The sequence below is a fragment of the Fulvimarina endophytica genome (assembly GCF_003403015.1).
Classification (GTDB): Bacteria; Pseudomonadota; Alphaproteobacteria; order Rhizobiales; family Rhizobiaceae; genus Fulvimarina; species Fulvimarina endophytica.
Genome location: NZ_QURL01000001.1, coordinates 677,692 through 702,049, shown reverse-complemented (window position 1 = coordinate 702,049; position 24,358 = coordinate 677,692). Strand labels below are relative to the sequence as shown.

Sequence of the window (24,358 nt, the reverse complement as noted above, 5' to 3'; positions counted from 1 at the left end):
GCATCTTCACCTCCAAGCCGGCTGAAAGGATATCGAATGTCGAACGTAGCCGCGCTTGGCATCTCCGTCGATACGAAAGACCTCGAGCGCTTTATTCGGGTCGGGCAGCAAGCCGTCCAGGCTTCGCAGAAGATCGAAGGCACCGCAGAGAAGGGCGCGGCATCTGTCACGCGGCAGTCGAAGAGCTTCGCTGCCCTGCAGGCCGAAATCGCTAAGATGAACGCGGCGCTTGCCGCGACGGCTGGCGCGACGGCCTCAACGGCTAAGGGCATGGACCTCGTGTCTCAGAGCGCGGTTCGCCAAGAGGCGGCTTTGGAGCGCCTTACCGGCGTAGCGTCCTCGAACAGCGCTGCGCTCGCTGGCATCCAGTCGTCCTCGGCCGCGACCGCCACCGCTTTGCAGAAGCTGACCGATATCGTTCAGGGAATGGCGGGCAAGACTGATAGCTCGACGCAGGCGATGAACCGGCAGGGTTCGGCGATCGATAACCTTCGGGCAAAATTCTCGCCCGCTGCGGCCGCCTGGCGCCAGTACGCGAGTGCTCTGCGCGAGGTGGACGAAGCCGAAAAGCTTGGGCTTCAGAATGGCGGCATCGGATCGTCGGAAGCCGCGATGTACCGAAAGCGCCTGTCGGAGATCCGGACGGCGGACCTTGCTCGGATCGCTGCCGATGAGGCTCGTCGGAATGGCGGCGGCATGCCCGCAGGAGGTGGCGGGTTTCTTGCTCGCGCAGGCCTTCGCCCCGACCAGGGGCTTAACCTCACGAGGCAGGCCGGCGACGTCGGGACCATGGCCCTCATGGGCATGTCGCCTCAAAGCATCCTGTTCTCGCAGGGCTTTCAGGTAGCAGAGATTTTTGCGGACACCGAGCGCGGTGCGAAGGCGAGCTTGAAATCGATCGGCTCTGACATCGCCGCATTTGCCGGTCGCTCGGTCGCCGCAATCGGTCCTGTCGGCCTCGCGTTCGGCGCTGTGACCGCTTCCGTGTTTGCGCTCGGCTATGCGTTCAAGAAAGAGCTTCCCGACGCGGAGAAGACCCTGAAGGCGCATGAAAGCATCCTGGAAGAGATCAAGAGCCGATACGAAGGGATCGCAGAGGCGATTGAGCGCGTCGGGCAGCGGTCGGGCGCGGTCATTGAACTGTCGGCTCGCGCGAACCAGTCCGACAAGGAGAAGCTGCTTCAAGAGGAGATCCGCCTCCTCAAGACGAACACGGACATTTTCCCCGAGGCCGGCGGCCCCGGTCCGGCCGGGTATGGGCAAACGGTTCGCGGTCAGTTCGAGCCGCTCCGTGATTTCCTCCTTGAGTTCAAGAACAGCGACAGCACCAACATTCTCGGCCTGGTGGACGCGATCTCGGAAGCTGCAAAGGCATCGGACGACCCTGCCTTCAAGAAGGCTGCGGAAGCCTTCATCCAACAGAGCAAGGCCGCCGCCGATATGGCAGCATCAGTGCGCGAGGGGTCCACCGCGCTCACACTGATGAGCAAGGAGGCCCAGCGTGCGGCAGAGGCGGTAAGGGCGCTTGGCGATCTCCAGTCGCGCATGGACAGCCTCGCGCCGTCCCGGCAGACGCAGCGCAGCGTCATCGACCAGATCGCGAACCAGCGGCGCATCCAATTGGGCGCGCTGTCCGGCAGCGCGAACATGACCGGGCTCCCAGAGAAGTACGCAGACGAGACGAGGCGTGCGCTCGAAGAACTGCGCCGGTCCACCACGGACAGCCTTGCCGATATGCGCGGCGCGGTAGCTGATTTCGATCTTGGCCCGGTAGCAGCTGATCTTGCGCAGACGACCCGCGAATATGACCGCCAGATCGCCGAGAGCATTCGTCTGAAAGGTGACGACGCCGACGCTGACAATCTGCGCCGGGAAAAGGCTCTCGCGCTTGACCTTATCGTGAAGCAGGCCACCCGCACCGAAGAGGCTCGCCGCGCGGGTTTGATGCTGGACATCCGGTATCTCGGGAATCTGACGCAGGCGCAGTCTGCGGCAGAGGCCGGGGAGCGCGCCTACGTGGCCGCGATCGCCGATGGGTTGGGGGAGCGCGAGGCCCGCCGCCGCGAGGAAGAAGCCTACATACTCACTCTCGAGCGCTCGAAGGTCGCGCTCGGGGAGGCGCAGAACAACCGTGTCCGCAACCTTGGACGCCAGGCGGACGAAGCCGATCTTCAGTTCCGCCTTCAGACGACGAACGCCACGATCGCATCCGTCACGGAACTGACGACGCGCGAACAGTTGCTTGCTGCCGCTCGCGAGGCGAACAAAAGCATTGGCGGCTACGTCTCGCCGGAAGAGGTCGATCTGATCGACCAGTATGCGGCGAAGATGGGCGCGCTCGCAGAGGCAACGGCTCGTTTCCGGCTCTATCAGGACCAGGCGGGGCAGCTTCGCACGCTGGAAGCAGAAGCGGCTTCTATCGGTGCATCCGCCGAGGCCCGTCGCCGCATGGTCGCGGCTCTCGAAGCGGAGAACGCCCTTCGGTCGGCAAACCTGCCGCTCACCGGTGAGATGGCCGATGCCTACAAGGCCCAGGCTGTCGCTCTGTCGGACTTCGAAAACCGCATCAAGCGCGCACAGTCTGCCATGGATGAGATGCGCGGCGTCGGCGAGAACGCGATCGACAGCATCTTCGACATCCGCAAAGTGGACGACTTCGAAGACGCTATCGCGGACATCGCCAACGATCTCGCCAGCACGCTGACCGAACTGGCGATCAAGAACCCGTTGAAGAACGCCCTGTTCGGCGGCGGGCTTCCGACGCTTCAGGATCTCATGAACGACCCCGGCGCGGCCCCGTCGATCAATGCGCCGGCCATTCCGACACAGGCGACCGTGGGGCTCACGCCAACAACCGCCATGTGGGTCAGGTCGGCAGATGGCGCGGCGGCGCTTGGCGGGCTGTTCTCGCAGTCCAGCGGCGTTCCGGGGATGCCTGGCGCGGCGAATGACAACATCATGACTGGCGCTTCACCGTCCACGCGGGCCGAAGCCTATCGCGCAGCAATCGGTGCGATCGAAAGCCGGGGGTCTGGTGACTATGCGGCCCTCGGACCGGTTCATGCGAAGTACGGGCAGGCGCTTGGCCGCTATCAGGTCATGGAGAGCAACCTTCCGCAGTGGTCGAAGGCTGCGCTTGGTCGAAACGTCGGGCGCGCCGAGTTCATGTCGAACCCGTCTATCCAAGATGCAATCTTCGACCATCGGTTCGGCGGCTACGTCTCCAAGTACGGCGAGCGAAACGCCGCGCAGGCATGGTTCGGCGGCGAGGGCTCAATCGGCAAGCTCGGTCGCAAGGATGTGCTCGGTACGTCGGTCGGCGCCTATGGCGACAAGTTCGTCTCGGAACTCGGCAAGCTCGAAAGCACGATGAAGTCGACGGTCTCGTCGGTCGCCACCACGGCCCCGGAGTTTGCGACCGTTCTCGACCAGACGCTGAACAATCAGATGCTCGGCGGTCTGAGTTCCATCGCCGATCAGTTCGTGCCGGGCATGGGTTCGGCGCTGCAGGCCGTGCTGCGCGCGACACAGGGCGGCGGTGGAGGCGGTGGCATCTTCGGCGGGGCCGCGCCGTCCGCTCTCGCTCAGTCGCTCTCAGGCGGCTTCGCTGGCCTCTTCGCCGAGGGCGGGTCCATCCCGTCCGGCAAGTGGGGCATCACTGGCGAGGCGGGTCCGGAGATCGTCCATGGCCCGGCGACCGTCGTCCCGATGGCTCGCATGCCGGTCATGTCGGGCCCGAGCGGCGGGCAGGCGCCGCGCATCACGCAGACCTTCGTCAACGCTCCGAACGTCGTCAGCCAGACCGAAGAGCGGGACGAGAACGGCAACATCAACCAGCGGATCGAGTTCGAGAACGCGGTCGCCGCGGCAAACGATCGTCAGGGATCCAAGGCGAACCGAGGGCTCGTCCAGCGCGGCGCCGGCAAGCCGATGAAGAGGTTCTGATGGGGCTCGCGTATTGGCCGGAAAACGAACTGCCCCGCCCGCAACAGGACGGGTATCAGAACGCGATCGGAGACCCCCGGCGCGTCACACCACCCGATGCCGGCCCGCCGCGCGTCAGGCGCCGTCTCTCGCGCGTGGCGGACACCATCCGCATGTCGTTCATGCTCACACATACTCAGCGGGCTCGTCTCTTGGCGTTCTGGTATGACGACACCGTGAGCGGAACATCGGTCTTCATCGTCCCGGATTGGGAGATGCATGGCGTGCCGCTGGCCGATGAAAACGGCAACGTGATCCTGATCGCGCCGAACCGGCCGCTCCTGATCTCGGCCTACCATCACGCCTTGTTCGGGACGCCGCCGTCCATCACGCCGCTCGGAGGGCAATACTGGAACGCCTCGATCGAGATATCGAAGCTGCCATGAGGATCGTATCGCTCAACGCCAGGCGCTCGCTCGCGGAGCCGTATTCGGATGAGCATGAGGTCGTGCTGGTCCACATCACGCACCCAGCGCTTACCGTGCCGATCCGGCTTTCGACCGATCCGACCGAGACGCTGTCCTATGACCCGCTGCGGTATGGAACGCGCTCGGCATGGATGACGGGCGACGGCTCGCCGTTCCTGTTCATTCTTGCCGGCGTTGAGATGCCGGAAGACGCCGACGACGCGCCGCCCGCCGCCCGCATCTCAATCACGGCGACGGACAGCGATCTGGCGCGCACGCTGCGCACGGTGCGCGACCGGGCAAAGGTCTCGATCGCGGTCGTCTATGCCGGCGATCCAAACGACGTCATCATGGAATACCGGGACTTCGACCTGATCGGCGCCGAGGGCGACGTCTCGACCATCACGCTCTCGCTTCAGACCGACGCGCTGGCTGAATTGCCCTGGCCTTATCCGCGCATGACCAAGCAGCGGTTCGCGGCCCTATTCCGATGAAGTGGCACGAACCGCTTCTGACGGCCGTCTTCCGCGAGGGTGGGCGAACGCTCCCGCATGTCGACTGCTACGGCCTCCACCGCGCGATCCTGATGACGGTGGCCGGCATCGAAGACGTACCGGAATGGGGCGAGGGCTATTCGGTGGCCGATGCTCGCCGGGTCGGCGCTCTGTTCGAAGAGGGTGCGGCTCGGCGGCCGTGGATCGCGGTCACAGAGGAGCGCGAGTTCGACGCCATCCTGCTTCGCCGCCGGGGTCGCCTGCCGCTTCACGTCGGGACGGTCGTCCGCCCCGGCATCATGCTTCACATCACGTCGCAGCATTCGCCGCGGCTCGAGGACTATCGGTCGCCGGAATGGCGCAGCCGCGTCCTCGGCTTCTTCCGTCACGAGGCACTCGCTTGAACGCTCTCGCTTCCATCCACACCGGGTTGCGGACCACCGTCGCGTCGTCGTTCGGCGGCGATATGACGGTGGATGTCGTGATGCCGGCAGGGCTGACGGTCGCCGAGATGATCGATCGGGCCGTGCCGGGGCGCGAAGCCATCGCCCGCGAGCGGCTGGTCGTCTCCATCATCGGCGGCGATCGGCCCGGCGAGATCCTGACGGCATCGTGGGAGCGCGTCCGGCTGAAGCCGGGGATGCGGCTCCATATCGACGTCGTGCCGGGCGAGAACGCGATCAAGGGCGTTCTGAACGTTCTGGTCTCGATCGCAGCGCTCGCCGTCGCGGGGCCGCTGGGTGCCGCCCTCGGCCTCGGGCAGTTCGGGCAAGCGCTTCTCGCCGCCGGCCTCACGTTCCTCGGCAACGCGCTTGTCTCGATCCTCTTTCCGCCGCCGAAGCAGAAGGACCGGGACAAGGGGCGCGGCGCCGACCGGATCGACGGGTTCCAGAACCGTTCACGGCCGAACGAGCCGATCCGCGCCGTGTTCGGCAAGATGCGGATCGCGCCGGACTATGCGATCCCGCCCTATACCGAGATCGCAGGCGACATTCAGTATGTCCGCACCGCCTTCGTCGTCGGCATCGGCCAGCACATCCTTTCCGGCCGGCGCATCGGCGACACCGACATCGCTCAGTATGAGGAGGTTCAGACCGAGACGCAGGACGGCGCAGGCTTCGGCGGCCCGCTGAACCTGATCCGATCCACCGTGATCGAGGACCGCTACGGCTTGGAGCTCGTCAACCGCGAGAAGCTGAACGACGTCGGCGAGCCGATCGGCGACGGATCCCGCGAGAACCCGATGCTCGTTCGGTTCACGGCGAACCATGCCAGTTCGTTCACTGTAATTCTTGGCTTCCCGGGTGGCCTCTATGAGGTCGACGCCGAGCTCGCCGACGATACCGACCCATGGCGCGTCACGATTGAGATGCGGTGGCGCGAGTTCGGATCGCCTGTCTGGCAGGACGAAGTCTTCACGATCGAGGCGAAGAAGGAAGTCGCCTTCTTCCGCGCGATCGAGCGTGGCGTCAGCGCGCGGGGCCCGATCGAAGTCTCGTTGCGCCGGGCCAGCCCCGAGCAGGATTCGAACCGCTTCGTGGAACAGGTCAGCCTGATCGCGCTTCAGACGAACCGGCCGGAATATCCGATCATCACCGATCGGCCGCTCTGCATCGAAGGCGTCCGCGTCAAGGCGACGTACCAGCTGAACGGCACGCTGGACAGCTACAACCTGATCGCCAGCCGGGTCACGCGCGACTGGACCGGCGCGGCCTGGGTGCCGCGGGAGACGTCCAATCCTGCCGCCCATGCGCTGCGCGTCCTGACGAGCGATGAGGGCCCGTTCCCGTATCCCGACAGTATGATCGATTGGGAAGCGTTTCAGGACTGGCACAACTTCTGCGCAGGGAAGGGGCTGAAGTACGACGCCGAGATCATCGACGAGGGCTCGACGCTGCAACGGCTCGGCGAGGTCTGCGCCGCCGGGCGCGCCGCCCCGCGGTTCACCGGCACGAAATGGACCATCGTCATCGACCGGCCGTCGAACGACGTGGTCGCCCACTTTTCGCCGCTGGAAGTCTCCGAGATTAAGTGGCAGACGGCCTATCCACGCCATCCCGACGGCTACCGGGTCCAGTTCCTTGATGCCACGAACAACTATGAGGTCTCCGAGCGCGTCATCCCTTGGCCGGGCCGGGATCTGGCGTCGGTGGAGATCGCCGAACAGATCGAGATGCCGGGCAAGACGGACCCTGCCGAGGTGTGGCGCGAGGCGCGCCGGAAGCAGTACGAGGCCATCGCGCGGACCGGCTCGTTCTCGTTCAGCGTCGAGGGCATGGCCCGACCGGAAACGCGGGGCGATCTGGTCGCTTGCTCGTTCGACATCCTGGATCAGACGCTTTGGTCTTCGCGCGTTGCGCAGGTCCGCGATCGGCGCCTCATCCTGACGGACACCGTCGAGTTCGAGGACGGCAAGAGCTACGCGATCCGTTTTGAGCGCCGGCAGGCGGACCGGAACGTCTCGATCGTCAGCCGCGTGGTTCCCGGCGTCAACACGAGCCGGGATCCCGCCATTAGGCAGACACGCATTCTGACGGTGGTGGACGGGTTCGAGATACCGATCGTCACCGAGGACGATATGCCGGTCGTTGGCTTCGGCCCGCTCGGCGCGGAGACGGTCAAGGGGTACATCGTCGAGGCCGTGCCGACCGAACTCGGCTGGCGGTACACCTGCATTCCAGACGCACCGGAGATCGACGCGAACACTGATGCCGAAATCCCGCCGCTATGGGATGGTCGTGTCGGCGATATCCCGTCCGCCGCCGAGGGAACGCCGGGAACGCCCAGCATCACGTTCGTGCAGGCGCAGATCGAGAACGACGCCTATGTGATCCGCGTCGGCGTGGCGGAAGATCCTGTGTCGCCGGTCCGCGCGGCGACGATCGAGGTGGACTATCGAGAGCAGGGCAACACGAACTGGACGACGCGGACCATCATTCCGGCTTCCGGCGGAGTGTCCATCACCGGTTTTTCTGCCGGCGATGTGATCGAGATCCGGGCGCGCGCCGTGGGTGCCGGGGGTACGCCGAGCGCGTACACCGCGATCAGGACGTACACCGCGCCGAACCTCGGGCCGACGCCCATGCCGGCGCCGACGCAACTCACAGCCGTCCAGAATGGCGCCGAGATCGACGTCTCCTGGATGAACTCGAACGATAGCCGGGTCAGCCAGGCGCAGGTCTATCGCGGGACCGGGTCGCAGACCTTCGACCAGGCCGGGCTGATCGCGAGCATCAATTCCGGCCCGACCGATACCCGGGTCCTCGCCGACACGCCGGGCTCCGGAACCTACCGCTATTGGGTGACCTGCTCGGGCGGCGGAACGACGTCTGACCCCGCTGGGCCTGCAACGATCACAGCGCCCTGAGATGACCCGACATCGTGACACGAACAGGCTCGCCGCGCGCGGGTCCGCTTTGCATTGGAGTGACGCATGACAGGCGTATTCGCTGGCGGTCGGCCGGGCCCAGGCCTGCCAACCCATGTCCTCGGAATGGAGTATGTCGGCGCGAACCTCGCTGGCCCCTTCTACTATCCGGTCTCCACGGTGTCTGGCGGGTCATCTGACGGCGGCGATGCCGCACAGCAGGCTGCGATTGACGCCATCGCGCAAGAGATTGCTGCAGCCAGAGGCAACCAGGCGAACCTCTCTGCCCGTCTCGGCCTGCTTGCGACGTCCACGGCGCTGCAGTCAGTCGCGGAAGCCTTTGCTCAGGCGAACAGCGCAGAGCGCGAAGACCGCATTGCAGCCGACGCCGCAGAGGCGCGAGCTCGGGCGGACGCCGATGCCGCCGAAGCGCGGGCCCGCCAAATCGCAGACGACGAAGAGCGCGATGCGCGCGAAGAGGCCGACACCGCTCTCGGCGCGCGCGTCGACGCTCTGCCGGTCGTGGCCGACGTTCTCGCCAATCCCGGGCGGCCGGGCGACTTCGCCAAGGCCTTCACCGGTGGCGGATCGGCCGCCATAACGTCCGATGGGCGCGTTCTGGCGATCGTGGGGGCGGGGCAGGCGAAGAGCCTGAAGGCAGTCCGCATCGAGCCGCTGCGGCGCTACTCCGCGCGGTACGTCTTTCGGCGGCTGGTCGACACCGAGGATCCGTCAGGCGATGCGGTCCGCTGCGGCATCGAATGGCTGCGCGCCGACGGGACCGTGCATTCGGTCGCGGCTCTTGCCGACGTGCTGGATGTCACGCGGCTTTCTGGCCGGCTCGAATACGAGTTTCGGCTCGGAACCGGCGGCGACGATCTGGACGCGGCGATGCCTGCCGGTGCAGTGGCGGCCGTCCCGTTCGTGCGGACCTTCGGCTCGGGCAAGACGGGTGTAGAGGTCGTCGAGATCATCGACCAGACCTCCGCCATCGCCTATGCGCCGGATGTGCAGGATCTGCGCCGGGAGATCGCGGGGCATCTGGCGCGGATCGAGAGCTATTCCGAGCGCCTGGACGCTGTCGACGATCTCGTCTCGAGCGCGCGGGATGCCTCGTGGATCGAAGCCGGGACGCTCGACGATGAGCGGCTGTCAGACAATGTGATGCTTCTCGACGCTGATCAGCTGGTGACGAGCGAGAAGACGCATACCAAGCCGCTGCGGCTGCGCGACAAGACTTATGTGGGCGACGGCGAGGCATGGGGCGACGGCGCGACCGCGCGCGTCTATGGCGACGAGAACTATTTCGCGATCGAGCCGACTGATCTGAACGGCGGATATCGCACCGATCGGTCTCTCTTCTACTCGGCAGATCCGTCCGACGAAGCGGGCGGCATCTGGTCGGCGCTCGGTGGGCTCAAGGCCTACGGCAATCTGATCGCGACCGAAGACGCAGCGATCGGTGGCGACCTGTCCGTTGTCGGTGCCGGCAGCGTGGGCGGCCGTTTCGACATCGGTGGATTCGCGGCCATCGCGGGCAGCACCGAGATCGGCGGCGGACTGACCGTCGGCGAGAATGTGGATGTCGCCGGCACCCTCGATGTCACCGGGGATGCTTCTCTTGCCGGCGACGCGGAGGTCGGTGGCGACCTCACCGTCTTGGGCAACGTCACGATCACGTTCGGATCAATCACCGGCATCACGGATCTCGCTGTCGCCGACGGGGGCACCGGGGCCTCTTCGCCGAGCGCAGCCCGCAACAATCTCGACCTCTACTCGCGGGGCGAGACGGACAGCCGGATCGCCGCCGAGGGGCAGGCCGCGCGCGACTATGCCGATACCGTCGTCGCCGCTCAGGACGCGATGGTGTTCAAGGGCGTCATCGATTGCTCGGGCAATCCAAATTATCCTGCGGCCGATCGCGGCTGGACGTACCGCGCCAGCGTGGCCGGCAAGATCGGTGGGGCGAGTGGCGTGCCGGTCGAGGCCGGCGACATCCTGCTCTGCCTGACGGACGGGACGCCTGCCGGCGATCAAGCCGCAGTCGGCGACCAGTGGGCCGTCATCCAAGCGAACATCGACGGCGCGCTGACGACGGCTGACATCGGCTCGGAAGTGCAGGCCTACGACGTAGAGCTTCAGGCGCTCGCGGGACTGACCTCGGCGGCTGACAAATTGCCGTACTTCACGGGAAACGGTGCTGCAGACCTCGCTGATCTGACGAGTTTTGCTCGATCGCTGATCGACGACGCGGATGGCGCGGCGGCGCGCGCCACTCTCGGCCTTGTCATCGGAACGGACGTCCAGGCCTACGACGCGGACCTTGCCGCAATCGCTGCGCTCGCACCGGCGAACGACGCCGTGATCCAGCGCAAGGGCGGCGTGTGGGTCTCCCGGACGATCGCGGAGTTCAAGGCGGATCTGCGGAAGCAGGCGACGGTCACGACCGACGCTGCATTCACGCTGACCTATGGGACGAGCGCCGAAGAACAGCGGCACACCGGCACTCTGACGGCCGATCGCACGATCACCCTGGCGACGAGCGGGGCGGTCAACGGTGCGCGTTTCCGGGTGACGCGAACCGGGCCCGGAAACTTCAACTTGTCGCTCGGTGGGCTCAAGAACCTCGCCACGAACACCTGGGCCGAAGTCGTCTACGACGGCACGGCCTGGTATCTCGCAGCATACGGGACGCTCTGATCATGTCCGGCGCTTACTTCGACGTCGAAAGCTTCACCCTAAAGCCGATGCGTCTGCAGGACTTGCCGTCGGCGAACCAGACCACCGGTCAGGTCTTCTTCGTCTCGGATGCCCCGGGTGGCGCGTCCATGATGGTGTCCGACGGCGTGAACTATCGACAGTTCGCGCGGGGCGTACAAACGGCTCTTGTGCAGACGAATTCGCAGGGAAAAGCAACGTGGGCGTTTCCGGTGGCATTCCCATCCGTCCCCGCCGTGTTCCCGACTGTCCTCAATACCGGCGGTGGGCAACCGTTCCTGTGTGAGATCGAGACGGTTTCTGCAACGGGGGTGACCGTCGCTCTGAAGCGCAGTCGCACGCTTCTCAATCCGATCCTGAACCTCGGCGCCCTTGCCGGCTTCGACGTCTTCGGCGGGACCGTTGGCGCCAATGTCGGCGTCTACATGCTCGCGATCCCTCTGACGGCCTGACCGTCTAAATCCCAAGGAAAATCAGATGGCCGCTTTCACAGTGGCCGACGGAACGGACTGGCTCCAAACCCTCGTGTTTGGCGGTCCGAACGACCGTTGGCGTCTCGACGACTACGACATCACCATGCACGTCAAGCGCTCGGGGCAGGCGGAAGTCCTGATCGACGCCAATCTCGACAACGGCAAGCTGGTGATCGCCAACGCGGCCGGTCGCCGCCTCGAGATCAATGTCGGCTGGTCCGACATCTTCGCTGCCGGGCCCGGCCCCTTCGTCTTCGACGTCTATTTCGTCGATCGCGCGACCGACATCCGGTCCCGCAGCGGCCCCCACACCATCACCATTACGCCCGCCATCACTCTGCCGGAGGCCTGACCCATGTCGTCTCGCACCCTTTCGAACGTCGTCACTCTCCCCGCTCCGCAGCAGGCCGTCGATGGCCGCACCACGCTTGCCGGCGCCCGTCCGCCGACGAACCGAGACGGTCGCATCGGCGATTTCTGGATCGATACCGTCGCCAAGAAGCTCTACGGCCCCAAGGCTGCGGCAGCCACGATCGACGCGATCTGGCCGGATAAGGGGCTGATCCGCGGCGCCAATGGCTGGTATCTCCTGACGCGCACCGTCGCCGATGGCACGCGCCGCGTGAAGCAGGTCTACGACGCGGTCGGCGGCGAGGGGCCGGAGCCGGAAGAGATCGGGCTCTACGAAGGCGAGGACGGCTATGTCGCGAATATCGCCGATGCGGTGGACGTGCGGGGCGAGCCTGGTCCTCAGGCGCTGATCAATGCGCTGGACGAGAGGTCCGATCCGGTCGCCTACACCTCCAAGGTCGCGATCGGTGAAGCCGCATCGGATAACCAGCAGATCGACGTGGCGCGCGTGTTCGAGCCGGGCGGAGCGGCGCCGATCAAAAGCCTCGCCGATGTCGGTGCGCTCGCATTTCCGGCGAGCGTCAAACGGTTCTCGGTTGACGGCGTGGCCTATCGGAGAGCCAGCAGCCAGCCGGCGCACCAAGGCAAGGCTAGGTTCTCGGCAGAGGATCGGTTCACGGCCGACGGTAACGTGGACAGCGTCAACGGCGGGTGGATCGAGATCGCCAGTGAGGCCGTCAGCGTTCTGGATTTCGGAGCCGACCCTGCAGGATCCGCTGACAGCTCCGCGGCGTTCAGTGCCGCGGCCAGTGTCGGAAGAGAAGTCAACGTTCCTACGGGCACGTATCGTCTCGACAGTAAGCCGGATCTGTCGTCGGTTCCCGTTAAAATCGCGCCGAACGTTCAGTTTTTCGGCCAGGGGATTCGTAACGGCTTGGACCAACCAGGAGTGGGCTTCGTAAGCGCGGCTGGCGGGTTCTGGGCCGATCACGGAGGGAAGGTCGAGAGAGTTTTCGATCGCCTTCTGGTCGGTGCTGCCGCAGTAGGCAACGGCCAGTACGACATGGGGAATGGAAAGCCGTGGGACGGATATGAAGCCAATGGCTTGATGACGTACCTCTCCGCGACCGCTGCACTTCATGCCTCCTCGGACGTTGGCGCTTTGGGCGGAGCGTTTTCCTCAAAAACGAGCAAGCTGCGAAGGCCAGACGGCTCGACTTCCCCAACGGCGGCGATCGGTGTCGCCTCATACGCACGTGCAGACCGCGGCGTTTCGGGTGATGGCGCATGGGCCTACTACGGGGCGACGGTCCGCGATGAAGGAAGCGGCACAGCACTTGCAGCCGAACTCGACGTTGCGAACCCAGGAGAAGAGTCTGAAGAAAACCCCTTCTTGCTTGGGACAGACAAGATTTCAGCCGCTGCGTGGCTCCGGGCTGGCGGTGAGTGGACGGAAAGCGGGCTTCCCTCCAATGACGTCTCCGTTGCTCTCGGTGTCGTCAACGACAATCTCAGCGAGGCAAAGCCGCGGTTCCTTGCCGGTATCGTTTTCTCTGCGACGTCGCTTCGACCGGACGGTCGGTCGCCGGCGCTCGGTATCGCGATGTGGTTGGCCGCAGCTTCGGATGGGGGTCATGCGTTAAGATGGGCATCGAACGGGAGTGGAGGAATCGCTGGCGAGATACGCAGCGACGATGTGTCGGGCGATAGCTTGCGAGCGGTCTTCGTTCCGCAGGGGCTCGATATTCGACAGGCAGACGAGGCCACGTCGTTCCGCGTTGCTAAAAACCTTGGAACCAACACGTTCATGCGTGTTCTCGCCAAGAACGACGCGCCACCGGAACTCAGCGCACAGGGCCAGGCGGCGAACATCGGTTTGGATCTCACGGCCAAGGGTACCGGCGACATACGGCTCTTCTCTGGAGGAGGGCTGATGCAAATCCCCAACCCCGCCGGTTCCGCGGCGAGCCCGGCAGGCTTCCAAGCAACGCACTACGTTTTCATCAAAGATGGAACCGGCGCGACGTACGCAATCCCATGCTCGACTGGAGGTTGGTGATGAGCCAGCAAATCCTTATTGATGCACTCCGCAAGCAGCGTGAAGGGGCGCTTGATTACGCCGCCGAGCTGGAGACGCACGTCCACTCGCTAAAGGCGGTCCTGAACAAAGCAGAGAAGGCGGCAGAGGGTGCCTTCTCTGCCTTATCCCATCATCTCCCGGAGGACGAACTCAAACGAGTTTCGTCCTCGGTGCCTGGCTTCAAGGAGTGGCTGGATTCTCAGGAGAAGAAGCCAAAAGATTCGGATCCTTCTCAAGCCTGAGTTGTCCTAGGAAGGTCGCAGCCAAACGAAAACTTGGTATGGGTCTAGAAGGGTTCGCCCAGAACGAACGATGGACCAGTTAGGCAGCTTTCCCGTCAGGTATTCGATCGAGAACGAGATATCGCCATATGGGATATCCCCGTCGACCTCGTCTACCGTTCCGGGAAGCCATGCGCAGCCATTCCTACGGTGCATTTTCATGTAATCGTCAGGATTGATCGGCGATGCGAATGATACCGCATTGCTCCAGAACTCTTCCGGACGAACTGTTATCAGCAGCAATCCATCGTTGCTGATCGATTTCCTAATCGCTGCCAATGCACTCCAAGCCGATCGCTCTGACAAATGAGTGAATACAGAGAACGCATAGACGAGATCGAACTTCACGTTTCGAAACGGAAGCGTTTTTGGGTGAACATCGGATAGCGCGAGATTCGCTGGTATCCCGTCGTTTTTCGCCAGTGACAATGAGGGTTCATATGCGTCGCAACCGTAAAGAAGCTTCTGGTCGCAGTGGTATAGCATGAGGCGAAGAAGGCGCCCCCATCCGCATCCGAAGTCCAAGACTCTGCTCGAATCCAGCGGCTTCCCAACGATGTCCGCATAGCTGCTCGTGAGCGTGTTAACGAAGCTCGTGCTTTGCGAAAGCAACTGGTCGCCCCATCCACCCGTCCAAATGTGTTGGGTTTCTTGGCTCGCCATCGCCGGAAGCATCTCTGAGAGCTTTGGAAATTCATTGTCCGGCATGCGCAGTAATATCTCTCCAAACTCGTCTAGAGAGATATTCTGAATCATTTTTCGTAATTCTTCGAGATTGCTCGCGTTTTGTTCCGCGCGCTTCATGAATTCAAACGTATGGGAAAGCATCTACCGGCTCCGAAATTTGGCGACGCAGACAGGGACGACCGCCGCGCTTCCGTTGATAACTGCGCCGCGTTAGGTCCGCAATTTGAAAGCCGATCCATCAATCCTGAATAGCGCCGAAAACGTGTAGCTGCATGGAACGCAGAGAGTGTCTGTTCGCGATGCCGGCGATCAGATTTCTCCAAGATTTAAGCAGATCACGGGACCAATACTTCGGGACTTAAACGTCTCGTGCGGTGCATCCGTGTGCCGCCGTTCACCGCCCGCCTCGCGCGGGCTTTTTCTTTGCGCCGTCCTCGGATCGCCGTGGGCGGCTTTTTCGTGCCCAGGAGACAGACCATGGACCGCAGCGTACCTCTCGCCGCCGCTCGCATCCTCGACTTCATCCGCCAGACAGAGGTCGGCACGGACGGGCCGTCCGGCTACAACGTCATCTACGGGTTCAATCAGGACAAGCTTCCCGAGCCCGTCACGCGGATGACCGTGGACGAACTGATCGGCGCTCAGTCGTCGTTCACGAAGCTCTACGGTTCGTCGGCATCGGGCGGCTACCAGTTCATGCGGGCCACACTGACGGACCTGAAGCGCGAACTCGGCTTGCGGGGATCGCAGCTCATGGACCCGGATCTTCAGGACCGGCTGGCCTTCCATCTTCTGAAGCGGCGCGGCTACGAGCAGTTCATGGCCGGCACGATCAGCCTGACCGAGTTCGGCAAACGCCTTGCGATGGAATGGGCGTCCTTCCCGGTCCTCGCCGACACGAAGGGCGCGCATCGGCAGGTAACGCGCGGGTCGACCTACTACAGCGGCGACAAGCTGAACAAGGCGCTGGTGGAGCCCGAGGAGATCGAATCCCTCCTGCGGGGCGCGAAAGAGCTTGGGGATGCTATGCCGGCGCAGGTTCCGGTCCCGACGCCTCGTCCCGAAACGAAGGAACCCGCTATGACCGCGGAACAGCAGCCCGCCCCGATCGGCCACAACGGAGGGCCGGCAATGACGCCTGATCTCACGCCAATCGAAAGCACGAACAAGGCGAACAAGGGAGGCGCCGGCTCGCTGGCCGGATCCGGCCTCGGCGGAGCGATCGTCTATCTCTGGTCGACCACCGGCAGCTTCCCGACCGAATGGTCTGGTGATCCTCAGGCGATGGTTGCCGTGACGCTGATCGTCATGAGCGTGACCGGTGCGATTGGCTCGTGGTGGGCCGCGTACAAGGCGCGCGATTACCGGCTGTCGCCAAAGGATGCATGACAGTGTTCGGCAAGTGGGACCCGGCCGCCATTGTCCTTGCGATCGCGGCTCTCCTCTTCGCGTTCACGATCGTGTTTGGGGCGATCCCATGATCGTTCTTCGCGTCATTCGGGGCATCACCGATCACTTCCCGATCCGTGCGACCGAATGGGTGATGATGCTGCCGACCTTCGGCATGGCGGTCGCCTTTCACCTGTCGCCGAACATGTTCTCAGTCTCCCCCTCGTTCGAAAGCCTTGCGGATTGGGGGAGCGAGGCAGCGTGGGCCGCTGTCGTTCTGGCGTGCGGCGTGATGCGGTTCGCAGCGCTCGTCATCAACGGGACATTCCAGGGCTTCAGGCTTTCTCCTCATATCCGGTTCGCAGCCTCGCTGGTCGGCATCGCGTTCTGGTCGCAATGGACGCTCTGCTTCATCCAAGCGTTCATCGAGCTCGGCGGGGCGCCGTCAGCCATCATCGCCTACGGCACGTTCTGCTGCATGGAATTGCTGAACCTATACCGATCCGGCACCGACATTCGACCGCGCGGACGGGGTAGGCGGCATGGATAGCGCAGGCATCGCAGATTACGCCAACGGCATCCTGATCATCGTTACGGGCCTCCTGGCCTACTTCGGTATCAAGCGCGGCCGATCTTCAGGCGGTGAGGACGAGCATTCTTCCGCGCCGACCGTCCAGATTGCCGGGGCGCTGGTCGATAGCCGGTCAGTCGAAAAGCTTTCGGGCGAAGTGGCGGGACAGTCTCTCGCGATCACGTCGCAGGTCGTGGCTCTCCGTGAGCAAACCGAGGCGATCAAGGATCAGACGAGGGCGATGCGGGATCTGCATCAAGAGGTCCGCGACCTGTCCGACCTAACTCGGGCAATCACCGATCTGGGAACGCAGGTTTCGCGGATGAAGTGACCGGCGCGAATCGCGACTTATCAGCCCGCCTCATCTTCGGATGGGGCGGGCTATTTGTCGTTCCGGTGGTATTGGGTGTTCGCGCTGATCGTCAGTTCGACGTTCGCCTCGCCGCACTTGTCGCAACGCATCTTGCTCGCGAGGATCGGAAGGCGACTGATGTAGACTTCGCCGGGCCCGTAGTGCGCGATCAACGATTCGAGGCGGCCGGGTCGCCAGTGCCCGCACCCATGAGTTCCGCACCATGCGGTGATGTCCATCTTGAGCGCTTGGAGATGGGCAAGGGTGTCGGGCGGATGGCCGGTGAGGGGATCGGGCTTGCTCGTCATTCGTTGAGCGTAGCGAAGGCCGGGCAAGCGCGCCAGATAGTTCACCTGGCAGGCCAGTGACACGCTGTGAACGGAAGCGGAACCAATCAGTGACACCGCTTCCGTCTTGTGACACGCAGCCATTGAAATGGTTGCAGATTTCAGAGCCTTCCAAGCTGAATACGCGGGTTCGATTCCCGCTACCCGCTCCAAACCTCCTTGTTTTTGGTCGCTGCCTTGACCGCCTGCCCGAACGGCGTGCGCCGTGAGGCACCCATGCGATCTTGCGCTCGTTTCAGCGGCGCTCTCGCAATCGGCGTGAGTACCCGGTCCTTCTGAGGCGAGCGGCAAAGCTGGTCGCGCGTCTTCGGGGCGCACCAATCCCGCGATCAGTGCCCTCTACAGTATCGGACAGAGAAGTGGACCCGGTTTACGGGCCATTCGATGCGGCAGCAGTAAACAGGAGCCCCGTTCGCGGCGCACGACGAACGACGCCCATCGCTTCGGGTGAAGCGATGGGCGTTCGGGGTTCTCGAACCGATGTCTCAGGCCGCCTGGAACTGGCCGGATGCGGGCGCCTGTCCGAACCCGTCATTGGACTGGGACATTCCCTGACCTGCCCGTCCGCGCACCAGATCGTGCATGAAGCCGAGCTTCTCGATGACCGCGGGCGACAGGACGAACGGATAAAGATCCTGATGGCCCATGGCGCGGTTGAAGGAGTTCAGCGACGCCGAAAGCGGGAGCCAAGCCTCGGTGATCTGATCGATCGTCGTTTCGGATGCGTAGGGATCGAAGTCGATCTTCGTCGTGAGCAGCCCCTTGTCGGACACGCGCGGGTCGACGGAGACGCCCCAGCTGTGACCCGTTTCGAGGGTGTCCACGATATGAAGGTAATGGGCCCAGGTTTCCGCGAAATCTTCCCAGGCATGCGCGCCGGCATAGGACGAGACGTATTCGTCCTGCCAGTTCGCCTTCGGCCCGTTCTCGTAATGACGCTTCAGGGCTTCGCCGTAATCTTCCGTGTCGTCGCCGAAGAGGGCGCGGCACGCCTCCAGCGCACCGGGATTGCCGTCCCGCACGATGCGGTCCCAGTACCAGTGGCCGACCTCGTGGCGGAAATGCCCGAGCAGCGTCCGGTAGGGCTCGCCCATGGATTCGCGGCGCTTGACGCGCTCGGCATCGTCGGCTTCCGCCAGCGCGATGGTGATGAGACCGCGATCGTGCCCGGTCATCACGTTGCCGGTCGCGTTCGGGTCTTCGGCGAGGAAGTCGAAACCGAGGCCTTCTTCATGCTCGTCCCGCGTCGTGAGCGGCAGGTTCAGCCGCAGAAGCGCGTAGAAAAGACGGCGCTTGGCGATTTCCATATCGCTCCAGAGCCGAACATTCTCGGGGTCCGACGCGTCCGGCACTGTGATGTTATGCGCACAGGCGTCACAGTAGGCGTCGTCCTTATCGGCTTCCACCAGCCAGTTGCACACACCGTGCTGATAGTTGTCGCAATAGCGCCGGGTCTTGCCGTCGCTGTATTTGCCGGTTGATTTCCACAGACCGTTATCGGCCTCGAGAGCGACCATGGCGTTCGAGGCGGCATCGTAGCCGAGGGCGTGGCCGCATTTCTCGCATACCACGTTTTCGAAGAACACCACCTGATCGCATGCCGGGCAGGAAAAGAGTTGCATTGCGAGATCCTTAGCAAAATCGCGAGCTCCCCGCGGAGCGCTGCGCCATAATGGTAAAGCGCTGAAACGGTTCCGCGTGTTCCGGCTAGGCTTAACGTTATTTTGCAGGGTTCCAGGAAACGCGCACCGGCCCGGCCCTTGTGGCTCGAAGCGAAACCTCTAAAGCATAGATGCAAGCCCGATGAGTACGCCAATCCGGAAGTCCTGAATGTCGATCCTCGCAAGTCTCCGCCATCTCACGCACTACCAGTACGACCGGCCGGTCATCCTGGGTCCGCAGGTGATCCGGCTGCGCCCGGCGCCCCACTCGCGCACTCGCATTCCATCCTACTCCCTGCGGGTTTCGCCGGCGGAACACTTCGTCAACTGGCACCAGGACCCCTTCGGCAATTACCTCGCCCGCTTCGTGTTTCCCGAACCCGTCCGCGAGTTCAAGGTCGAGGTGGATCTCCTCGCCGACATGACGGTCTACAATCCCTTCGATTTCTTCGTGGAGGAGGATGCCGAGGAGTTTCCGTTCTCCTATACCGACGAGGTTCGAAAGGAACTGGAGTCCTATCTGGAGCCGGAGGCGCCGGGCGAGGCGTTTCAGGCGTTCCTGAAGGAGATCGATCGCACACCCGGCCAGCGGACGATCGATTTTCTCGTGGGCCTCAACCACAAGGTCTCCCAGCGCGTCGACTATCTGGTGCGCATGGAGCCGGGCGTTCAGACGCCCGACGAGACGTTGACGAAAAATTCCGGCTCCTGCCGCGATTCCTCCTGGCTGCTGGTGAACACATTGCGGCATCTGGGTTTCGCGGCCCGTTTCGTGTCGGGTTATCTGATCCAGCTGAAGCCCGATGTAGTGGCGCTCGAAGGACCTGCCGGGACCGACAAGGATTTCACCGATCTCCATGCCTGGTGCGAGGTGTTTCTCCCCGGCGCGGGCTGGATCGGGCTCGATCCGACATCCGGTCTTCTCACCGGTGAGAGCCATATCCCGCTCGCGGCAACGCCTCACTATCGCTCTGCCGCGCCGATCTCCGGTCTCGTCGGCTTTGCCGAGGTGGAGTTCGATTTCGACATGACCGTCGGGCGCATCGCCGAGCGCCCGCGCGTCACCTATCCGTTCTCCGACGAGAGCTGGCAGGCGCTGGACGCGCTCGGTGCGAAGGTGGATGCGGATCTGTCGGCGAACGATGTGCGCCTGACCATGGGCGGCGAGCCGACCTTCGTGTCGATCGACGACTTCGAGGCGCCGGAGTGGAATTCCGACGCCACCGGTCCGAAAAAGAGGGGACTGGCCGACGATCTGATCCGCCGCCTGCGCGACCGCTTCGCGCCGGGCGGCTTCCTCCATTACGGCCAGGGCAAGTGGTATCCGGGCGAAACCCTGCCGCGCTGGACCTTCTCCCTCTACTGGCGCAAGGACGGCGTTCCGATCTGGCGCGACGGCGATCTCGTGGCGCGCGAGACGACGGACAGAACGGTCGGCCCGGACGAATCCGAAACCTTCACCAAGGCGGTGGCGCGGCACCTCGAAATCGAGGACGAGAACGTGATGCCGGCCTTCGAGGACGCGGCCTTCTGGCTGGCGCGCGAACAGGGCCTGCCGAACAATGTGGAGCCGACGGACTCCAAGCTCGAGGACCGCGAGGAACGCGCGCGTCTCGCCAAGGTCTTCGATCACGGACTGTCGAAGCCGACCGGCCATGTCCTGCCGGTACAGGCCTGGCAGGCTCGCTCTTCGAAGGTTCGCTGGATGTCGGAGCGCTGGCGCACGCGGCGCAAGCATCTCTACCTGACGCCCGGCGACTCCGCCCTCGGCTACCGCCTGCCGCTGGCTTCGCTGCCGTTCCTCGGCGCGAGCGACTATCCGTTCATCCATCCGGCCGATCCGACGCAGCCCTTCCCGCCGCTGCCGCCCCAGAACCGCGAACAATGGGGGCGCACCGAGCGCCAGACGCACGATCCCCAGTCCGACAAGGCCGATACGGTCGGCGGCCGTGAGCCCACGCGCCCGGACGTTGCGCCTCTGCCTCCGCTCGGGACGAATGCGGACGGCTCGACGATGCCCCGGGGTGCGACCTTCTCCGCGGTCACGTCGGAGAACGCGGAGATCGCAGGCTTCGTGCGGACGGCTCTTTCGGTCGAACCGCGCGACGGCAAGCTGTGCATCTTCATGCCGCCGCTCGAACTGACCGAGGCCTATCTCGACCTCCTCGACGCCATCGAGACCGCGGCGCGCGATCTCGACATGCCGATCCAGATCGAGGGCTATGCCCCGCCCAACGATCCGCGTCTCAACGTGATCCGCGTCGCCCCCGATCCCGGGGTCATCGAGGTCAACGTGCATCCGGCCGCCAGCTGGGAGGAAGCCAAGGCGATCACCCAGGGCGTCTACGAGGACGCTCGCCAGTCGCGGCTCGGCACCGACAAGTTCATGGTGGACGGCAAGCATGCCGGAACGGGCGGCGGAAACCATGTGGTGGTCGGCGGTGCGACGCCGCTCGATTCACCCTTCCTGCGCCGTCCGGATCTCCTGAAGTCGCTGGTCCTCTACTGGCAGCGTCATCCCTCCCTGTCCTACCTCTTCTCCGGCCTCTTCATCGGCCCGACCAGCCAGGCGCCACGGATCGACGAGGGCCGGCACGACCAGCTCTACGAACTCGAAATCGCGATGGCGCAGGTCACGCAGGACCAGTCCTCGACGCCGCCCTGGCTTGTCGATCGCCTGTTCCGCAACCTGTTGATCGACGTGACGGGCAACACGCACCGGGCCGAGATCTGTATCGACAAGCTCTACTCGCCGGACGGTCCGACCGGCCGTCTTGGGCTCGTCGAGTTCCGGGGCTTCGAAATGCCGCCCGAGCCGCGCATGTCGCTCGCCCAGCAGCTTCTCATCCGTGCGCTGATCGCCAAGTTCTGGGCGCGGCCGGAGGACGGCCGGTTCGTACGCTGGGGCACCAATCTCCACGATCGCTTCATGCTGCCGGAGTTCGTCTGGGCCGACTTCCTCGACGTTCTGGGCGATCTCACGCGGTCCGGTTACGAGATGCGGCCCGAATGGTTCGAGGCCCAGGCGGAATTCCGCTTCCCGTTCTGCGGGAAGATCGAGCGGGAGGGCATCGAACTCGAGTTGAGGCAGGCTCTGGAGCCCTGGCACGTGATGGGTGAAACCGGTGCCATCGGCGGTACCGTGCGCTTCGTCGATTCCTCCGTCGAACGCCTTCAGATCAAGCTGTCCAACTTCGAGCGCGGCCGCCATATCGTTACCTGCAACGGCCGCGAAGTTCCGATGACGCCGACCGGCAAGGGCACGGAGGCCGTCGCCGGCGTCCGATACAAGGCCTGGCAACCGCCGTCCGGCCTGCATCCGACGATTCCGGTTCATGCGCCGCTGACATTCGACATCTATGATCGCTGGTCGGCCCGTTCGCTGGGTGGCTGCGTCTATCACGTCGCTCATCCCGGCGGGCGCAACTACGATACCTTCCCGGTCAATTCCTACGAGGCGGAGGCGAGGCGTCTGGCGCGCTTCGAACCCATCGGCCACACGCCGGGGCATTTCGAACCGGTTCGCGAGATCGCCGATCCATCCTTCCCGATGACGCTGGATCTGCGCCGCCCGGCCGGGCTGCGATGAACTGAGCATCGACAGGTCCGCCGTTCGCGGCGGACCGTCCTCGCCACGATCTCTATCCTTCGCCGATCGAAAGTTCGCTTCCCATGGGTTTCACCGAACGTGTCTCGAGCGCGCTGGTGCGCGAGAGGGCCGGCAAGATGCGCCTTGCGGCGGCGTCCTTCCTCGAAAGCACCGTGGTTCCGATCCCGCTCGAAGTGCTGGTCGTGCCGCTGATGACCGCGCATCCGAAGCGGGCGTTCTCGATCGCCAACGCGATCTTCGCCGGATGTCTCCTCGGCGCGTTCGTCTTCTACTGGTTCGGGCGGGTGCTGTTCGATCCGGTGGTCGCGCCGGCGCTCGACTATCTTAATCTGATGGACGCCTACCGGAGCGCCGAGGCGCAGCTTGCCGGCGAGAACCTGTTCTGGGCGGTGTTCCTGGTTTCGGTCTCGCCGGTGCCCTTCCAACTGGCGACCCTGAGCGCCGGCGCGCTCGGCGGCGACATCGTCACCTTCATGCTTGCGGTCGCCGCCAGCCGTGCCATCCGCTATTACGGCCTCGCGCTTCTGGCCGCGACCTTTGGCGAGCGGATCATGGCGCTGGTGGGCGGCCGGGCGCCGCTGATGGTCGGCTTCGTTCTCCTGCTTCTCGCGGGCTGGCTGTTCAACAGCTTCCTCCTCTGAGGGCTGACGACGCCACTGCCGCTCAGAGAAGAAGTGCGAGAACGAGCGGGATCGTCGCCACGCTGAGAAGGGTCTGCGAGGTGATGAGGCCGGCCATGAATGGGCCGTCACCGCCCAGTTGCCGGGTCAGCACATAGGCGGTCGGCGCGGTGGGCACGCAGGCGAAGATGACGAGGACCGCCGCCTCCGCGCTTTCGAGCCCGAACAGCCAGGCCACGGTGGCCGCGAGGCACGGCATCAGGAGCAGGCGCGCAACCGCGATCTTCGTGAAGGCGCTGACATCCTTCAGCATCGCATGAGGACGCAGGGCCGCGCCGACGCATAAGAGGCCGAGCGGCAGGCTCGCTTGTGCCATCAAATCCAGAAACCGGCCTGTGCCGAAGGGCAGTCCCGCGCCGGTGAGGGCGAGGAAAATGCCGAAGAGGCAGGCGAGAATCAGCGGATTGCGAATGATCGGCCTTACCAGATCGAGCGGACTTTTCCGGTCCGATCCGTCGGTCAGTGCCATCACCGAAAGAACGTTCACCAGCGGAACGGCCACGGCGAGAATGATCGCGGCGCGCTCGAGGCCGCCATCGGGAACCAGGCTCGCGACCGTTGCCAGCATCAGATAGACGTTGAAACGCACGATGGCCTGCAGGCGCGGGCCGAACCGGGCCGCGGGTTCGGGGCGAAGACGCCGCTGGAGCATCAGCAATGCCGTCGCCGTCAGGATGAGCACGGCGATCGCGCCGCCGAGCTTCAGAAGGCTCGGATCGCGGATGGGTGCATCGGCGAGATTGGAGGCGAGAAGCGCCGGAAAGAGCAGGAAGTAGTTGATCCGCTCGGCCGCCGGCCAGAAACCCGCATCCGGAAACTTGAAGCTGGAAAGCGCGAAGCCGAGGCAGATCAGGGCGAAGATCGGCCAGATGGTGATGAAGAGCATCACGAGATTCGGCTGCGCGC

19 protein-coding genes are annotated in these 24,358 nt (G+C 64.2%); 15 read left to right on the top strand and 4 right to left on the bottom strand.

Features of this window, described 5'->3' with window-relative positions; all coding sequences use genetic code 11:
* The first annotated feature begins 36 nt into the window (after positions 1-36).
* The 10 genes from DYI37_RS03090 (at position 37) to DYI37_RS03045 (ending at position 14,116) form a co-directional block, all read left to right on the top strand.
* Entirely contained in the window at positions 37-3,945 is a 3,909-nt protein-coding gene (locus DYI37_RS03090) for a phage tail length tape measure family protein (RefSeq protein WP_116681696.1), read from the top strand.
* Positions 3,945-4,370 (top strand): hypothetical protein, encoded by a 426-nt coding sequence (locus tag DYI37_RS03085; RefSeq protein WP_116681695.1) that lies wholly within the window; start codon positions 3,945-3,947, stop codon positions 4,368-4,370. Before DYI37_RS03090 ends, DYI37_RS03085 begins: the two co-directional genes overlap by 1 nt.
* Positions 4,367-4,885, top strand: a complete 519-nt coding sequence (locus tag DYI37_RS03080) for a hypothetical protein (protein WP_116681694.1) — start codon at positions 4,367-4,369, stop codon at positions 4,883-4,885. The genes DYI37_RS03085 and DYI37_RS03080 overlap by 4 nt, the downstream gene beginning before the upstream one ends.
* Positions 4,882-5,289, top strand: a complete 408-nt coding sequence (locus DYI37_RS03075) for an NlpC/P60 family protein (protein ID WP_116681693.1) — start codon at positions 4,882-4,884, stop codon at positions 5,287-5,289. Before DYI37_RS03080 ends, DYI37_RS03075 begins: the two co-directional genes overlap by 4 nt.
* Positions 5,286-8,252: a TipJ family phage tail tip protein gene (gpJ, locus tag DYI37_RS03070; protein WP_116681692.1), complete on the top strand. Its 2,967-nt coding sequence runs from the start codon at positions 5,286-5,288 to the stop codon at positions 8,250-8,252. The genes DYI37_RS03075 and gpJ overlap by 4 nt, the downstream gene beginning before the upstream one ends.
* 66 nt (positions 8,253-8,318) lie before the next feature.
* Positions 8,319-10,952 (top strand): hypothetical protein, encoded by a 2,634-nt coding sequence (locus DYI37_RS03065; RefSeq protein WP_147307860.1) that lies wholly within the window; start codon positions 8,319-8,321, stop codon positions 10,950-10,952.
* Positions 10,953-10,954: 2 nt separating this feature from the next.
* Entirely contained in the window at positions 10,955-11,422 is a 468-nt protein-coding gene (locus DYI37_RS03060; protein WP_116681690.1) for a hypothetical protein, read from the top strand.
* A 25-nt stretch (positions 11,423-11,447) separates the two neighbouring features.
* Positions 11,448-11,795: a hypothetical protein gene (locus DYI37_RS03055; RefSeq protein WP_116681689.1), complete on the top strand. Its 348-nt coding sequence runs from the start codon at positions 11,448-11,450 to the stop codon at positions 11,793-11,795.
* A 3-nt stretch (positions 11,796-11,798) separates the two neighbouring features.
* Positions 11,799-13,853, top strand: a complete 2,055-nt coding sequence (locus tag DYI37_RS03050) for a hypothetical protein (RefSeq protein WP_116681688.1) — start codon at positions 11,799-11,801, stop codon at positions 13,851-13,853.
* Complete coding sequence (locus DYI37_RS03045) at positions 13,853-14,116, top strand: hypothetical protein (RefSeq protein ID WP_147307859.1); 264 nt, start codon at positions 13,853-13,855, stop codon at positions 14,114-14,116. The genes DYI37_RS03050 and DYI37_RS03045 overlap by 1 nt, the downstream gene beginning before the upstream one ends.
* A gap of 6 nt (positions 14,117-14,122) precedes the next feature.
* Here the strand turns inward: DYI37_RS03045 and DYI37_RS03040 are convergent, their stop codons facing one another.
* The gene (locus tag DYI37_RS03040; protein WP_116681686.1) at positions 14,123-14,983 is read right to left on the bottom strand and encodes a class I SAM-dependent methyltransferase; all 861 of its coding nucleotides are present in this window, start codon (positions 14,981-14,983) and stop codon (positions 14,123-14,125) included.
* A 243-nt stretch (positions 14,984-15,226) separates the two neighbouring features.
* Here DYI37_RS03040 and DYI37_RS03035 point away from each other — a divergent pair, with 243 nt between their 5' ends.
* The 3 genes from DYI37_RS03035 to DYI37_RS03025 all read left to right on the top strand — a co-directional run bounded on the left by DYI37_RS03035 (position 15,227) and on the right by DYI37_RS03025 (position 17,133).
* On the top strand, positions 15,227-16,231 hold the full coding sequence (locus tag DYI37_RS03035; RefSeq protein WP_147307858.1) for a lysozyme family protein: 1,005 nt from the start codon (positions 15,227-15,229) through the stop codon (positions 16,229-16,231).
* An 88-nt stretch (positions 16,232-16,319) separates the two neighbouring features.
* Positions 16,320-16,781 (top strand): hypothetical protein, encoded by a 462-nt coding sequence (locus DYI37_RS03030; protein WP_116681684.1) that lies wholly within the window; start codon positions 16,320-16,322, stop codon positions 16,779-16,781.
* Positions 16,774-17,133 (top strand): hypothetical protein, encoded by a 360-nt coding sequence (locus DYI37_RS03025; protein ID WP_116681683.1) that lies wholly within the window; start codon positions 16,774-16,776, stop codon positions 17,131-17,133. The genes DYI37_RS03030 and DYI37_RS03025 overlap by 8 nt, the downstream gene beginning before the upstream one ends.
* Positions 17,134-17,183: 50 nt before the next feature.
* Here the strand turns inward: DYI37_RS03025 and DYI37_RS03020 are convergent, their stop codons facing one another.
* On the bottom strand, positions 17,184-17,558 hold the full coding sequence (locus tag DYI37_RS03020; protein WP_147307857.1) for a hypothetical protein: 375 nt from the start codon (positions 17,556-17,558) through the stop codon (positions 17,184-17,186).
* Between the two features lie 428 nt (positions 17,559-17,986).
* Positions 17,987-19,123, bottom strand: coding sequence for a zinc-binding metallopeptidase family protein (locus tag DYI37_RS03015; RefSeq protein WP_116681681.1), 1,137 nt, complete (start codon positions 19,121-19,123; stop codon positions 17,987-17,989).
* A 208-nt stretch (positions 19,124-19,331) separates the two neighbouring features.
* Between DYI37_RS03015 and DYI37_RS03010 the strand changes: the two genes are divergently transcribed.
* Together DYI37_RS03010 and DYI37_RS03005 are read left to right on the top strand one after the other, a co-directional pair.
* Positions 19,332-22,751 carry a transglutaminase family protein gene (locus tag DYI37_RS03010; RefSeq protein WP_116681680.1) on the top strand — a complete coding sequence of 1,140 codons (3,420 nt, stop codon included), beginning with the start codon at positions 19,332-19,334 and terminating at the stop codon, positions 22,749-22,751.
* An 83-nt stretch (positions 22,752-22,834) separates the two neighbouring features.
* Positions 22,835-23,413 carry a YqaA family protein gene (locus tag DYI37_RS03005; RefSeq protein ID WP_116681679.1) on the top strand — a complete coding sequence of 193 codons (579 nt, stop codon included), beginning with the start codon at positions 22,835-22,837 and terminating at the stop codon, positions 23,411-23,413.
* 22 nt (positions 23,414-23,435) lie between these two features.
* Here DYI37_RS03005 and DYI37_RS03000 read toward each other — a convergent pair whose 3' ends face one another.
* Entirely contained in the window at positions 23,436-24,338 is a 903-nt protein-coding gene (locus tag DYI37_RS03000) for an AEC family transporter (RefSeq protein WP_116681678.1), read from the bottom strand.
* Positions 24,339-24,358: the final 20 nt, after the last annotated feature.

What these genes read in the sequence shown, in the direction of transcription:
- DYI37_RS03015 (WP_116681681.1), bottom strand. Translation starts at nt 19,123, where the DNA reads ATGCAACTCTTTTCCTGCCCGGCATGCGATCAGGTGGTGTTCTTCGAA.
- DYI37_RS03080 (WP_116681694.1), top strand. Translation starts at nt 4,367, where the DNA reads ATGAGGATCGTATCGCTCAACGCCAGGCGCTCGCTCGCGGAGCCGTAT.
- DYI37_RS03040 (WP_116681686.1), bottom strand. Translation starts at nt 14,983, where the DNA reads ATGCTTTCCCATACGTTTGAATTCATGAAGCGCGCGGAACAAAACGCG.
- DYI37_RS03045 (WP_147307859.1), top strand. Translation starts at nt 13,853, where the DNA reads ATGAGCCAGCAAATCCTTATTGATGCACTCCGCAAGCAGCGTGAAGGG.
- DYI37_RS03050 (WP_116681688.1), top strand. Translation starts at nt 11,799, where the DNA reads ATGTCGTCTCGCACCCTTTCGAACGTCGTCACTCTCCCCGCTCCGCAG.
- DYI37_RS03055 (WP_116681689.1), top strand. Translation starts at nt 11,448, where the DNA reads ATGGCCGCTTTCACAGTGGCCGACGGAACGGACTGGCTCCAAACCCTC.
- DYI37_RS03090 (WP_116681696.1), top strand. Translation starts at nt 37, where the DNA reads ATGTCGAACGTAGCCGCGCTTGGCATCTCCGTCGATACGAAAGACCTC.
- DYI37_RS03030 (WP_116681684.1), top strand. Translation starts at nt 16,320, where the DNA reads ATGATCGTTCTTCGCGTCATTCGGGGCATCACCGATCACTTCCCGATC.
- DYI37_RS03060 (WP_116681690.1), top strand. Translation starts at nt 10,955, where the DNA reads ATGTCCGGCGCTTACTTCGACGTCGAAAGCTTCACCCTAAAGCCGATG.
- DYI37_RS03075 (WP_116681693.1), top strand. Translation starts at nt 4,882, where the DNA reads ATGAAGTGGCACGAACCGCTTCTGACGGCCGTCTTCCGCGAGGGTGGG.
- DYI37_RS03005 (WP_116681679.1), top strand. Translation starts at nt 22,835, where the DNA reads ATGGGTTTCACCGAACGTGTCTCGAGCGCGCTGGTGCGCGAGAGGGCC.
- DYI37_RS03010 (WP_116681680.1), top strand. Translation starts at nt 19,332, where the DNA reads ATGTCGATCCTCGCAAGTCTCCGCCATCTCACGCACTACCAGTACGAC.
- DYI37_RS03065 (WP_147307860.1), top strand. Translation starts at nt 8,319, where the DNA reads ATGACAGGCGTATTCGCTGGCGGTCGGCCGGGCCCAGGCCTGCCAACC.
- DYI37_RS03025 (WP_116681683.1), top strand. Translation starts at nt 16,774, where the DNA reads ATGGATAGCGCAGGCATCGCAGATTACGCCAACGGCATCCTGATCATC.
- DYI37_RS03085 (WP_116681695.1), top strand. Translation starts at nt 3,945, where the DNA reads ATGGGGCTCGCGTATTGGCCGGAAAACGAACTGCCCCGCCCGCAACAG.
- DYI37_RS03000 (WP_116681678.1), bottom strand. Translation starts at nt 24,338, where the DNA reads ATGCTCTTCATCACCATCTGGCCGATCTTCGCCCTGATCTGCCTCGGC.